This is a genomic window from Streptomyces sp. NPDC012637 (genome assembly GCF_042954805.1).
GTDB lineage: Bacteria > Actinomycetota > Actinomycetes > Streptomycetales > Streptomycetaceae > Streptomyces.
The window spans coordinates 272,094-285,605 of sequence record NZ_JBIBDS010000001.1; the positions used below are offsets into that span (position 1 = coordinate 272,094).

Here is a 13,512-nt window from a genome sequence, read left to right on the forward strand (position 1 = left end):
TCACCAGCTTGGTACGTCCGCCTCCGGTTATCCACGTACTGCCGGACCGACGATAAACGCACCGTGGATACCTCTTCGTGCCTGCAGCAGGCTGGGAGACAGCGGCTGGGAGACCCCCTCCCGGGCCGGTGTTTTCGCACGTAGACGGCGCTTTGCAGCCGTCGAGCACTGCTGAGGAGCTTCATCCCATGACCAAATGGACCAGCGCCCGCGTTCCCGGCCAGAAGGGCCGGACGGCTGTCGTGACCGGGGCCAACAGCGGTCTGGGTTTCCAGACGGCCCGCGAGCTGGCCCGCCACGGCGCCCACGTCGTGATGACCGCCCGGGACCGTAGTCGCGGCATCGCCGCCGTGGAGCGGCTCCTGGCCGAGCAGCCGCGGGCGAGCGTCGAGCTGCGCCTGCTGGACCTGTCCGACCTGGGCTCGGTGACCGCCTTCGCACAGGAGATCCTCGACGACGGCCTTCCGGTGGACGTCCTGGTGAACAACGCGGGCGTCATGTGGCCCCCGCACCGGCTCACGCCGCAGGGCTACGAGCTGCAGTTCGCCACCAACCACCTCGGCCACTTCGCGCTCACCGGCCTGCTGCTTGGCCGTCTGGACAAGTCCGCCGCCCAGGGCCGCGACGCCCGCGTGGTGACGGTCAGCTCCGTCGAGCACCGCGGCGGCACCATCTTCTTCGACGACCTGCACGGCGAACGCGGCTACGCCCCGCGCGCCTACTACTCCCAGTCCAAGCTCGCCAACACCCTGTTCGGCCTGGAACTCGACCGGCGGCTGCGCGCAGCCGGATCGACGGTGACCAGCGTCCTGGCCCATCCGGGCTACGCCAGCACCAACCTGCAGTCCAGCGGCCCGACCGGCTTCCTGCGGTTCTTCTTCTCCAAGATCGCCAATCCGCTGATGGCCCAGCCCGTCGAGAAGGGAGCCTGGAACCAGCTCTACGCGGCCACCGCACCCGGGGTGAAGGGCGGCCAGTTCATCGGCCCGGACGGCTTCGGCGAGTACCGGGGCCACCCCGCCGTCGTCCAGCCCGACAAGGCCGCCCAGGACCTGGACGTCGCCCGTCGACTGTGGTCGGTCTCCGAGCAGCTCACCCAGGTCCACTACCCCTCCCACTGACCACTGCCCGACACCATCACGTCAATCGACGAAGACATCCGGAAGGCACCACGGATGACCATGCACACGCGTGTCCTCGGCCGCCAGGGCCTGACCACTTCCGCCCTGGGGCTGGGCACGATGGGGATGACGATGTTCTACGGCCCCAGCAACCGCGAGGAGAACATCACCACCATCCGCCGCGCGTTCGACCTGGGGGTGACTCTGTTCGACACCGCCGAGGTCTACGGCGGCGGCACCGGATCGAACGAGCGGCTGCTCGGTGAGGCCGTCAAGGGCTTCCGCGACGAGGTGGTGCTGGCCACCAAGTTCGGCTACGACCTCGCCAACCCCGGCGGTCTCAACAGCCGGCCCGACAACATCCGCAAGGTCGCCGACAACAGCCTGCGCTACCTCGGCACCGATCACATCGACGTCCTCTACCAGCACCGCGTCGACCCGGACGTGCCGATCGAGGAGGTCGCCGGGACGGTGAAGGAGCTGATCGATGCGGGCAAGGTCCGCTACTTGGGTCTGTCCGAGGCCGGCCCCGAGACCATCCGCCGCGCCCACGCCGTGCAGCCGGTCTCGGTCCTGCAGACCGAGTACTCCGTCTTCGAGCGGCACGTCGAGGACACCGTCCTGCCGGTCGTGCGCGAGCTCGGGATCGGGTTCGTGCCTTATGCGCCGCTGGGACGCAGGTTCCTCACCGGAGCGATGAAGCCGGCCGGCCAATACACCGCGGACGACTGGCGCCGCCTCGACCCGCGCTGGCAGGGCGAGAACTTCGACGCGAACGTCCAAGCCGTCGCCGCCCTCACCGAGCTCGCCGCTTCCGAGGGAATCACCACCGCCCAGCTCGCCCTTGCCTGGCTGCTCGCGCAGGGCGACGACATCGCCCCCATCCCCGGCACGCGCAGCCCCGAACGCCTGGCGGAGAACATCGGCGCCACCGGCGTCACGCTCACCGGCCACGACCTCGCCCGGATCAAGGAGATCCTGCCGAACGGCGCCTTCGGCGACCGCTACGCGGCCCCCTTCATGCCCAAGGGCTGACACGACCCCGACCCGCCTACGGTGCGTCCGGTGGGTCATCCATGGCCCACCGGACAGCCTCTGATCGCAGCGCACCGCGACAAGCACCGCCTGCGGGTCGGCCTCAAGCCCGTACCGTGCGATCTGCTTCCGCGCCTGTTCGAGCGTGGGTGCAGCGCCGGGGTTCGCATCCTCGTCACTCATGGGAAGTCATATGGCGGCTAACTATCTGCCAGTCAAGTCGCCGAGAGCGTCGCAGCCGCAGACTCCGGACGGCTCCGCCCCGACTACAGCCCGCCGCGCCCGGGGGCCTCACCGCAGACCTGGCCGTCGCCCTGAACGAGCGTGACGTGCCCGGTCGTCTGCGGTACGCGGCCGACATTTGCGCGGGGCTGTCCTTCGGCACCCGTACGGGAGGGCGCCAGACCCCGCGCCCCCCGGTCAGCGATCCGGCCGCCCATCGGCGACGCCGCAGGTACGGGCCTCCACGGATGCCGACCCCGTCGCCCCGTACGCGGCCGAACGGGTTGCTTGTGCCTCGGGCGCAGTGCGGGAGCCGGGCACCATGGGCGACGCGGCGGAGAGGTCGAGGTGGGAGTTCATATCCAGCTCGAACCGGCCGTAGGGGTTCACGTGGGTCCAGAACAACGGGGAGGGCCCGCCGGTCGGCGTCGGTGAGCCGCTTCTGCCACTTCTCCTCGCTCAGGATGTCCTGGACGAGCAGGGTGTCGGCATGCACCAGCGCGGACTGGAGCAGGTGCAGGGCGAGCATGGAGATCTCCTGGGCCTCCTTGTCGGAGCCGGTCAGGTCGCCGTCCTTGCCGTGGAACAGGCCGTGGTCGGCAGAGTTCCAGTTCTCCACGACCTGGAGCCCGTCGTCGATCTCGCGGCGCAGCTCGGCGTCGGCGAGGTAGTCGCAGATGAACGCCGTACGCACCGCCCGCCCGAGTTCCTCGATCGCCCGGTAGGTGGAATGCTTGGGCCCGCCGTGGATGAAGCGCCGCAGGACCTGCTCGGCCTCGGCGGTGCCCAGGCACAGGACGGTGGTGTACTTCACGATCTGGTCGTACTGCCGGCCGATCAGGTCCCAGTCGATCGTCTTGGTCGACAGCACCGGCGCCAGATTCGACCACTTCTCGTCCTCCCCGGCCGCCGGCCGGTGCAGGCGCGCCGAGCCGACGTTCTTCAGCCTGGGCAGCAGGTTGAAGCCGAGCATGTGGGCGAAGGTGAACCCGACGATGGAGGTGCCGTGCGTGTCGGGGTACTGCCGGTCGATCTCCACGTCCGTGCAGTGCCGCAGCACGCCCTCGATCATCGCGGCGACCTCGGAGGCCGAGCGGGACTTGAGCTGGCTTTGTCCACCCCCGCCCGTGGTGCCCAGCTCCAGCGCCGTGTCGAAGCGGGTCAGGGTCTCGCCCCCGCCAGACGGAGTGGCGGTAAAGACCCGGTGGTCACTCCTCCTCGCCCTCAGTTAGGTGCTCCATAAGTCGCTCCAGGGTCTCCCCTGAGAGGACTGGAGCCCGTTGCAACCAGTGATCAAGCCACTCTGCGTCCGTCATCACGCCTTGTCAGCCGCCTTCCACTCCTACGGAATGTCATCAAACTCCGCGCACAGTGCTTTTGGAGGCTATAAGCAGTCGGGCATCGGCCGCGAGACCCACAAGATGATGCTGGAGCACTACCAGCAGACCAAGAACCTGCTGGTCAGCTACTCGCCGAAGAAGCTCGGCTTCTTCTGAGTCGATCCCCACGGGCGACGAGCTCTTCTCACACTTGATCACCCAGTGCGGTAACTGGCCTCCGCACAGGCGGCTTCAGCTGCGCATGCGCTCGGCCCATGAACACACACGCCTCCAGCCGGACCGTAGGAATGAGCTTCTTCGCCTCACCAAAAGAAGCAGGCGAGCTGGACGGCTGCAGGTGGGGGCAGCGGATCCGGAAGACGGGGTACCAGCCTCCTGCTCGACGTCCAGGCGTTCGCCAGGTTGTCGGCGTGGCTGCGCTGATTGAACCGTAGCCGTTCCGGCCCTTGAGCACGCGGTGAGCCTGTCCGCGACCATGGCGAAGTGCTCGCCGTACTCGGCGGCATGGTCGGCGCTGCTCGCGGGGGTTGGCGCGGACCGCGGGTGAGGCGTCGGCCGTTGCATAAGGGGGCGGCGACGCAGATGGCGAGGGCGTCGGGGTCGCGGCCGGCGTCCTCGGCGACCTGACGGACGGCATACATCGCCCAGTGGGTGGTCTACGCATACAGGAGGGCGTTGCGGACCTCGTCGTTATAGCGGGCATCGTTCTCGCCGCGGCCCAACGCTTGTTCCACGGGGACGTCGCCGGCGATGCGCCTCTCGGAGTACATCCTGATCAGTCCGCCGGTGCCTGCAGCGACGTGCATGGCCCACAGGATCCGCCCGTCGTCCGGATAGAAGACGCCCGGGTAGGCCATGAAGGGGTTGAATTCGTTGAAATACCCCCTGGGTGCCGCGTAGCCGCCATAGCCCGTTGGGAGTTCTTCTCCGTCGTCGAGATGCACTTCACGTGGTGCGTCATCGGAAAGGCGTGCGGCTTGAGCCAGTCCAGGAAACGTGCAGGTCAGCGGCGATTTCGAGGGCGAAATCCAGCCTTCCGGAGCCTCTGATGCGTCATACGTGCGTCACCACCACGGCGATGCGCCAGACGGGCGCGGCCCCCCGACTGGGGACCTGCCCGCAGGCTGCGCAGCGGAAGGCCGTGCTGCTTGGCCCGTGCGAGTTGCCACTCTCCCGAACGTCCATGGGAAGCGCCCTGACCGGCAGCGCCAGATCAGCGGGGCACAGGGTGGTGATAGGAGTCGCGGGCGCGGGGAGAAGCAGTAGGTACCCGGCCACTGCAATGGTGGACCCACCACCGTCCTCCCACGGCTCGACCTCGTGCGTTACGGAAGCCGACTCACACGTCATGACCCACGCCAGTGCTCCGACGGCCATATTGGAGTCATGCCCGCCGGCCCACAACACACCCCCCACCCACGCAGACTAAACACCTACTCCATCCGTGAACGTTGCCTGCCGAGCTAACCGCACCACTGCACCTCCTCGGCGTGCCCGTTAAGCTTCAATTCCTCGATCGGAAGCACCATCTCCGCATCATGACGCTGCTCACTGCACAACGAGGGCGACGCATAGATGCACGGTCGGTAGACCGCAGCACAACTACGTGGGGGAAGTGCCGACAAGATACGCCGAAGGACCCGCCCCCATGACGTCCCGCGGAATTCACCGCAAGCCAGTTCACCCCACCACGGGCCGCCTCGCATGGCTGCGCCGGGCAGCCCGACCCGCCGGAGCGAAGCCGCGATTGTTGGGGGCGGGGACGACTTCACACTCAAGCGCGGACACATCTGCGGCACCGCCCTGATCGCCTTCCCTCTCTCCTCATCGGCGATCCAGAGCACCATGGCGACGATCCGGTCCGGCGGGGCCGACGCACGACCGGCGGCGCGGCGCATCAGCTGATCATCTCCTCGGTCAAGACACCATGGTCGTAACACGTGAGGGCTTCCTCTTGACACGACTGCTTATCGGCAACAGTGTATCCATTATGGATATCTGGTCCGAGCCCCAGTCCGACTCCCGGTTCGTCGAGGTGGACGGCCTGCGGATCCACTACAAGCGCGCTGGGCACGGCCCGGCACTCGTACTGCTGCACGGCAGTGCCTCGTCCCTGCAGCACTTCGACCCCGTGACGGACCTGCTGTCGGATGCGTTCGACGTCATCCGTCCCGACCTGCCGGCGTTCGGTCTGACGGGCCCGCGCACGGACCGTGACTACCGCGTCCCGGCGTACGCCGCGACGGTGGCGGGCTTCCTGGAGGCGCTGGGCGTGCCGCGCTACGCGGTGGCCGGCAATTCCCTGGGCGGCAACATCGCCTGGAACGTCGCGCTGGATCATCCGGAGCGGCTGACCGGCCTGGTGCTGGTCAACGCCACCGGCTACCCGGAGAAGACCGTGCCCGCGGGGATGCGCCTGGCGCGCAACCCGCTGGTGCGGCCCCTGCTGAGGCGGGTGATGCCGCGCGGGGCGATCGAACGCAGCCTGCGCGAGGCCGTCGGGCCGCATGCGCGGATCGTGGACGACGCCATGGTGGACCGCGCCCATCAGCTCATGAGCCGCCCCGGTAACCGCTCGGCCTTCGTCGACTTCTGCAACACCGACCAGCCGGACCGCAGCGCACAGATCCCCCGCATCACGGTCCCCACGCTGGTGCTGCGCAGCGCGGCCATCGACGGCCAGCATTTCACCCGCGACATCCCCGGCGCCCAAGAGCTCGTCCACCCCCACGGCGGACATCTGCTGCCGGAGGAGGAACCGCAGTGGGTCGCGGACGCGATCGCGACGTTCCTCGGCTCCAGCGCCGACACCCCCGCGAACTGACGGCAAGGAGGCCCGTTCCATGAAGTACTTCGTCGCCCCGGGCGAGGACCGCAAGCTCACCGCCGACTCGCGCAAGGCGCTGCGCGGAAGTTTCGTCGAGCTGTCCGACGGTGTCACCCACTACGAGCTGACGGGGCCCGCGGACGGGGACGTGGTCCTCATGGCGGGTGGTCTGACCATCCCGCTGTTCTACTGGGACGGCCTCGTCGCCGAGCTGCACGCCCGCGGACTGCGGACCCTGACCTGCAGCGCCTACGGCCGCGGCTACTCCGACCGGGTGCGGGCACGGTACGACGAGACGCTATTCACCCGGCAGCTGGCCGAGCTGACGGACCGGCTCGGCCTGACGGCACGGCCCCTGCACCTGGTCGGCACCTCCATGGGCGCCCTCGTCGCCATGACGTACGCCGCTCAGTACCGCTCGCGGGTATCCACGCTCACCATCGTCGGGCCCGCCGGGCTCGCGAAACCGCAACTGACCTCCCCCGACCGGCTGCTGCGCAGCGATGTGCTGGCCAGAGTGGTCGCCCGCCGTCGCGGCTTCCAACTGCTCCAGGGGCACCTCGGGCACAACGTCCGCGACCCCGAACGCGGCGCGAAACTGACCGAGATGGTCCTCGACGCCTTCCGCTTCGAGGGCTCGCTGTACGCGGTCTTCGACACCCTCCAGCACCTGCCGTTCGCCGGCCGGGACGACCTCTTCCGACGCACGGGAGCACTGGGCATTCCGACGCTGCTGCTGTGGGGCGACGAGGACAACGTCACCCCGCCGGCGCACATCGACACAGCACGCGCCCTGCTCAAGCCTCAGAAGCATCACGTGATTGACAAATGCGGGCACATGGCCCCCTACGAACGGCCCCGCAACGTCGCCGAACAGCTCGTCTCGTTCGTGTCCGCGCACACCGAAAGGCTCGACCCATGAGCAACCCGCAGCCCATCGACGTCTTGATCATCGGCGCCGGCCCCTCGGGCTCCGCCCTGGCGATCGACCTCGTACGCCGCGGACTCGACGTCCGGATCGTCGACCGGTCCCCCCACGCCTTCGACGGCTCACGCGCCAAGGGCATCCAGCCCCGCAGCCTCGAAGTCCTCGAAGACCTCGGCGCTCTCGACGACGTACTGGCCGGCGGAGACACCTATCCCAAGCTCGGGCTCCATGCGGGACCCCTCAGCGTGCCGTGGAAGATGTTCCCCCACAGAGAGGCGACCCCGGACGTCCCCTACCCGAACACCTGGCTGATCCCGCAGTTCCGCACGGACCGCGCCCTGCACGCCCGGCTCAATGAGCTCGGCCGCCAGGTCGAGTTCGGCAAGGAACTGACCGAGCTGACGCAGGACGAGGGCACGGTGGTCGCCAAGGTCGTGGGCGCGGACGGGGCCGAGGAGATCGTCGCCCGCTACGCCGTCGGAGCCGACGGCGGCTCCAGCGCGGTGCGCAAGCAGCTCGACATCGGTTTCGTCGGAACGACGGACGAGGCCGACCGCGTGCTGATCGTGGACGCCTCCGTCAGTGGCCTGGCCCGCAACCGATGGCACATGTGGCCCGGCCTCGGAGGCAAGCTCATCGGCGCCTGCCCGCTCCCCGGCAGCGACATGTTCCAGTGGATGATCCGTCTCACGCCCGACGAGAAGCCGCCCCAGGAGATCGGCGCCATCGTCGACCGGATCCACTCCCACACCCGCAACCGGCGCATCCGGCTGCACGAGATCCACTGGACGTCCGTGTTCCGGCCCAACATCCGTCTCGCGGAGCACTACGGCCGCGGACGGGTCTTCCTCGTCGGCGACGCCGCGCACGTCCACACCCCCGCCGGTGCCCAGGGCTTGAACACCGGCATGCAGGACGGCTACAACCTCGGCTGGAAGCTCGGCCAGGTCCTCGCCGGAGCCGACCCCGCCCTCCTTGCCACCTACGAGGCCGAGCGACAGCCGATCGCCGCCCGGGTCCTGGGACTGTCCACGGAGAAGTGGGGCGGCATCGCCAAGCTGGACCCCTCCAGCATGAAGCGCGGCAAGGACGAGCAGCAGCTCGCCCTGACCTACTACGGCGGCCCGCTCGCCCCCACCGACGGCGACAGTGGCGAGACCAGCACGCTGCACGTGGGCGACCGCGCCCCGGACGCCCGACTGCTCGGCGCCGACGGCGCCGAGACCCGCCTGTTCCACCTCTTCCAGGGACCGCACTTCACCGCCATCGCCTACGGCCCCGGCGCCACCCGGGACCTCGAACTCCTCGACTGGCCGACGACGGGTGCCCCGCTGAAGCGGCTCACCGACGGATCGGCCGCGGGCGAGGGCCGCACCTTCTCCGACCCCGAGAACACGCTGCGGAGTGCCTACGGCCTGACCGGCGACACTCTGCTGCTGATCCGTCCCGACGGCTACATCGGGCACATCGCCACTCGGGACTTCCTCACCACCACACAATCCGCCGCGCGGGCAATGACGCCATAAGCAACAAGGAGCCGCACCATGTCCCAGCAGAGCCACACCTCCCCCGGTTCGGGGGACGCTGAATGAGCCGCATACTGCTGCGAGGGGCGCACGTCATCACGATGACGCCGGACCGGCCGGACGCCGAACATGTCGACATCCTCGTCGACGGCGACACCATCGCAGCCGTCGGCGAAACCATCGAGGCGCCCGACGCCGAGGTCGTCGACTTCTCCGGCCGCGTCCTCATCCCCGGCCTGGTCAACGCCCATCTGCACACCTGGCAGACCGCGTTGCGCTCCGCAGGCGCCGACTGGACGCTGATGGAGTACCTCACCCACCTGCACGGCGCGTGCGTCGGGCACTACACCCCGGCCGACATGCACGTCAGCAGTCTCGCCGGCGCCCTGAACCAGATCAACTGCGGTACCACCACCCTCGGCGACTGGTGTCACAACGCCCTGTCGCCCGAACACGCCGACGCGGCCGTGGAGGGACTGGTCCAGGCCGGGATCCGCGCCGTCTTCCTCCACGGCACGCCCTACCGCTCACCGGACACACCCCACCCGCTCGCCGAGATCGACCGGCTTCTCGACGGACCCGTCCGCGACCACGCCCTCCTCACCCTGGGCATGGCACTCCAGGGGCCGCAGTACTCATCCCCCGAGACCGCGGTGGCCGACTTCCAGGCCGGCGCGGAACGCGGCCTCGTCGTCTCGATGCACCAGAGCGGCGGCGAACCCTCACCCGGCTGGGAAGCCGTGCGCAACGCCGGGCTGTTCAGCCCCCTGACCAACATCGTGCACGGAGTCGGCCTGCCCGCCGACTGGATCAAGACGCTCGCCGAAGCGGGCGTCACCTTCACCACCACCCCGGAGAACGAACTGGGCCAGGGACACGGCACACCCATCACCGGATCCCTGCTGAGCCTGGACGCGGCACCCTCCCTGGGCACCGACATCGACACCGCCGTACCCGGCACGGTCCTCACCGCCGCCCGGATCGCCCTGGCCCACCAGCGCAGCCTGGACCACGCCCACCACCGGCAGACGACCGGCACGTACGCCAACACACCGTCCGTCACCAGCAAACAGGCGCTTGCCTGGGCCACGGTCGAAGGCGCGAAGGCACTGGGCCTGGCGGACAGAGTGGGCCGGATCGAGGTGGGCATGCAGGCCGACCTGGTCGCCGTCGACGCCCGGGCGCTCAACCTGTGGCCGGCGCACGACCCCATCGCCACGGTCCTGCACGCCGACATCGCCAACATCGAAGCCGTGATGGTCGCCGGCACCTGGCGCAAACGCGACCACGTCCTGCTCGCATCCGGCCTCCCCGAGGTCAAGGACCGGCTACGCGAGTCCGGAGAACGGCTGCTGCGCAGCATCCGGCCCGCGGGCTCTCCCGGCTGACCTACCGCAACGGCCCCACGCGTGAACCGCGCGCCGACGCGCACGGCACCCCGTCCTCGTCGGCGCGATGGCCACACACCCTCAGAGCCGAACACCGCGGCCTCGTTCCCCCAGCAAGAAGGTCCCGTGAGCAGCCCTATGCCGCCTACCGCGGGTATGCCCCGCGGCGCCCTGCACCAGGAGCAGATCATCCAGGCGGCCATCGCCCTTCTGGACGAGGGCGGCATCGAGAGTCTGACCATGCGAAGACTCGCCGGCCGTCTCGGCATCACCGCGGCGGCGCTGTACTGGCACATCAAGAGCCGACACGACCTGCTCCTGCTGGCCGCTGACACCGTGTGGGGACAGACACCTCTCCCCGCTCTCGACGGCGGCGAATGGCGTCCGGCCCTCCTGGCCATGGCCGACAACCTGCGTTCGCTGCTTCTCAGGCACCCCTGGCTGCTGGCCGCCATGACCATCCAGCCTCTCGACGGCCCGGCAAGGGAACGCCATGACGAGCACCTGCTCGCGGTCTGCGAGGCGTCCGGCCTCAGCAGGCGGGCTGCCGAACATGCCGCCCAGAGCGTCGTCACGTTCGCGATCGGCGCCGCCCTCGCAGACACCCCTCGCCCGTATGTGTCCTTCGGACTGCGGTCGCTTCTCGACGGCGTCGAAGGCAGGCTTGCCGCCCGTACCTGACCGCCGGGAAAACCGGCGGTCAGGTGTGTACGGCGTTCCCCGAGCAGGCCCTACTCGTGTGCGAAGTGTGCGCGGTGTTCGGCGAGTACGTCCAGTCCGAAATCGGAGGTCAGGTCACGCCACACCGAGTGGGCGTGGTTGGCGTCCCGCTGGGTGTTGTCGTACTCGATGAGGACGCGAGGGTCCTGCACCCGGTAGTAGTGCGGTTCTCCGGCGTCCGTGCTGCCCGCCCAGCCGAAATGCACCGCGTCGAGGACGGTGTCAGAGGCGTAGTGGGTGTCGTAGGCGTCTGCGAGGAACTCGGGTGCCCGTCCGGTGTAAAGGGTGACGAGCCGGCGCAACAGGTGCCGCTGCTCGTTGTTCAGGTCGCGACCGCTGATGCCTTGGGGGGGAATCGTGATGGCCACGCGCGCGTGATCGTTCTCGGTGTATCCGCTGCCCGCTTCCGCCCGGCGGTCGATGTCGTCGACGAGCCGGTCCAGCTCAGGGTCGGCGAACCGGCCGCGCCACAGGTCCTGCATGTGCATCATCGTGTCGCCGTGTGCGACGCGTGGGCGGTTGCCGGAGACGATGTCCGAGACCGCGGACGGGTGGAGCAGGGCACCTTGGAGTTGGCCCGTGTCCAGGCTGCGGACCAGTTGACGGGCCGTCTCCTCAGGGCCTTGCAAGGGCCGCAGGGTGCCTCCGATCAGGTCGGTCGTGGCCGGGTCGGCACCGATGAAGCAGGGGGTCGTGGAGACGAGCCGGCCGGCGACGACGAGGTTGTTCAGGGAGATGTGGTGGCCGCCGAACCGCCATGCCCAGACACGGTCGCCGGGGCGGCCGAAGATCCTCAGCCAGTACAGGCCGGGGTCCCGTCCGCGCTGCCGGCCCCAGTGGACCCGCCACCCTTCCAACTGGTCCAGGACGTTCTCCAGTCCCATCACAGTGGTGACCGTGGCGTAGCCCGGGACGGACAGTCCAGTGGCCACCAGCCGCATGGCCAGGCTCTGTTGGCGGGCGTTCTGGTCCCGGACGGCGAGCCCGCCGTGGTCGGTGGGGGTGTAGAACCAGCGCAGCCGCTCGGCCTCCGCATCCGGCTGGAGCGGGGATCCGTGGGCGGCGAGCGGGAGTTGGTCCTCACTGAGGCTCTCCAGCCAGGCGGTGGCGGCATCGGCCATGGCGGCCGCCGCCTTCTCCCGCCCGGCTGCCAAGGCGTCGGGCACAGTGCCCTCTCCGCTACCGGTCACTGGTGGGCTCCGGGTCCTCGGAGATGTCCAGCATGACCTTGATGGCGTTGCCCCGGCGCTCGGCGTAGGTGTCGAACGCCTCGGCGACGTCGGGCAGCCCGAAATGGTGAGTGACCAACTCCGCGGTGCGCAGCCGGCCCCGCGCGGCCAGACCCACGGCGCGGGCCAGCGAACCAGTGCCCTCGCCGCGGACCGTCCGGATCGAGATGCCGTTCATCACGGCGTGGTTGAGGTCGGCCCGTACCGGCTCTTCGAAGAAGCCGACCAGGACGATCTTCCCGGACCGCTTGGCCATACGCAGCGCGTCGTCCACCGCACTCGGGGCGCCGGAGCACTCCAGGACGATGTCGGCGCCGATCCCGTCCGTTGCCTCCCGGACTGCCGCCACGGCGTCCTCCTCCCGGGAGTTGACGACCAGGTCCGCGCCGAAGGACTTGCCGATGGCAAGCCTGGCTTCCCGCGTACCGGCCAGGGCGACGGTCCTGGCCCCGAGTTCACGTGCGACCTGTACCGCGAGCAGACCTATCGGTCCGGGGCCGATCACAGCGACCGTGGATCCGACGAGCAGGGTGTCGAGCACGTCGAAGGCGTGCATCACGGTGCCCACGGTGGTGAGGACGACCGCGGCGTCGAAGTCCACGGTGTCCGGCAACCGGTGGAGGGTCGCCACATGGTTGAGCGCGTACTGGGCGAAGCCCCCGTTGACGGTCATGCCCTGCACGCGGTGCCCGGTGTGCCGCAGGCCGTAGTTGAGGCAGTCCGTATAGGCCCCGGCCAGGCAGTTGGCACAGCGCATGCAGCCGCGGTGGGCTTCCGTCACCACCCGGTCGCCGACCCGGAATTCGTCCACGGCGCTTCCCACCGTGGCAACGACGCCGGCGTACTCGTGGCCGGGTACGAACTCGCCAGCGGCCGGGCCGCCGTCCTTGAAGAAGTGCCGGCTGCGGATCTTCAAGTCCGTTCCGCACAGGGACGCTCGGCGGACGTGTACCAGAACGTCTTCCGGTCCCACCTGCGGCACGGGCAGCGTCGTGACGGCGAGGGCGCCGGGCTCGGCGAGGACCGCGGCCTGCATGGTTTCGGGCAAGAACATAAGGGCCTCCAGTTACGGGCCATGACATGCATCCGTGAACATGTGTCGGGAATCGACGGGCCGAAACGGCCCTGTTCCCCATCTCATCCTGCACGCCGGGAACGCCTCTTCCCTATGCGCGG

10 protein-coding genes and 2 pseudogenes are annotated in these 13,512 nt (G+C 69.1%); 8 read left to right on the forward strand and 4 right to left on the reverse strand.

The genetic code is table 11. From position 1 onward, the window contains the following. Positions 1–188: 188 nt before the first annotated feature. The gene (locus ACFY8W_RS01325; RefSeq protein WP_391098683.1) at positions 189–1,121 is read left to right on the forward strand and encodes an oxidoreductase; all 933 of its coding nucleotides are present in this window, start codon (positions 189–191) and stop codon (positions 1,119–1,121) included. A 60-nt stretch (positions 1,122–1,181) separates the two neighbouring features. Beyond that, positions 1,182–2,156: an aldo/keto reductase gene (locus ACFY8W_RS01330; protein ID WP_391101651.1), complete on the forward strand. Its 975-nt coding sequence runs from the start codon at positions 1,182–1,184 to the stop codon at positions 2,154–2,156. Positions 2,157–2,331: 175 nt separating this feature from the next. Here ACFY8W_RS01330 and ACFY8W_RS01335 read toward each other — a convergent pair whose 3' ends face one another. Further along, entirely contained in the window at positions 2,332–3,450 is a 1,119-nt protein-coding gene (locus ACFY8W_RS01335; protein WP_391098685.1) for a Tn3 family transposase, read from the reverse strand. Positions 3,451–3,742: 292 nt separating this feature from the next. On the opposite strand from ACFY8W_RS01335, the pseudogene ACFY8W_RS01340 reads away from it, so the two are divergent. Beyond that, positions 3,743–3,874, forward strand: a pseudogene (locus ACFY8W_RS01340) (aldehyde dehydrogenase family protein); the annotation flags it as partial. A 503-nt stretch (positions 3,875–4,377) separates the two neighbouring features. On the opposite strand, the pseudogene ACFY8W_RS01345 reads toward ACFY8W_RS01340, so the two are convergent. Then, a pseudogene (locus ACFY8W_RS01345) lies at positions 4,378–4,587 on the reverse strand (dihydropyrimidinase); the annotation flags it as partial. Positions 4,588–5,708: 1,121 nt separating this feature from the next. On the opposite strand from ACFY8W_RS01345, the gene ACFY8W_RS01350 reads away from it, so the two are divergent. The 5 genes from ACFY8W_RS01350 to ACFY8W_RS01370 all read left to right on the forward strand — a co-directional run bounded on the left by ACFY8W_RS01350 (position 5,709) and on the right by ACFY8W_RS01370 (position 11,068). Next, positions 5,709–6,542, forward strand: coding sequence for an alpha/beta fold hydrolase (locus ACFY8W_RS01350; protein ID WP_391098688.1), 834 nt, complete (start codon positions 5,709–5,711; stop codon positions 6,540–6,542). A gap of 19 nt (positions 6,543–6,561) precedes the next feature. Next, positions 6,562–7,467 carry an alpha/beta fold hydrolase gene (locus ACFY8W_RS01355; protein ID WP_391098691.1) on the forward strand — a complete coding sequence of 302 codons (906 nt, stop codon included), beginning with the start codon at positions 6,562–6,564 and terminating at the stop codon, positions 7,465–7,467. Continuing rightward, positions 7,464–8,999: an FAD-dependent monooxygenase gene (locus tag ACFY8W_RS01360; RefSeq protein WP_391098693.1), complete on the forward strand. Its 1,536-nt coding sequence runs from the start codon at positions 7,464–7,466 to the stop codon at positions 8,997–8,999. Before ACFY8W_RS01355 ends, ACFY8W_RS01360 begins: the two co-directional genes overlap by 4 nt. Positions 9,000–9,061: 62 nt before the next feature. Then, positions 9,062–10,387: an amidohydrolase family protein gene (locus ACFY8W_RS01365; RefSeq protein WP_391098696.1), complete on the forward strand. Its 1,326-nt coding sequence runs from the start codon at positions 9,062–9,064 to the stop codon at positions 10,385–10,387. A 126-nt stretch (positions 10,388–10,513) separates the two neighbouring features. Further along, positions 10,514–11,068, forward strand: coding sequence for a TetR/AcrR family transcriptional regulator C-terminal domain-containing protein (locus ACFY8W_RS01370; protein WP_391098698.1), 555 nt, complete (start codon positions 10,514–10,516; stop codon positions 11,066–11,068). 50 nt (positions 11,069–11,118) lie between these two features. Here ACFY8W_RS01370 and ACFY8W_RS01375 read toward each other — a convergent pair whose 3' ends face one another. Both ACFY8W_RS01375 and ACFY8W_RS01380 read right to left on the reverse strand, forming a co-directional pair. Continuing rightward, positions 11,119–12,273, reverse strand: coding sequence for a DUF3500 domain-containing protein (locus ACFY8W_RS01375; protein WP_391098700.1), 1,155 nt, complete (start codon positions 12,271–12,273; stop codon positions 11,119–11,121). A 13-nt stretch (positions 12,274–12,286) separates the two neighbouring features. Continuing rightward, entirely contained in the window at positions 12,287–13,390 is a 1,104-nt protein-coding gene (locus ACFY8W_RS01380; RefSeq protein ID WP_391098703.1) for a zinc-binding dehydrogenase, read from the reverse strand. Positions 13,391–13,512 lie beyond the last annotated feature (122 nt).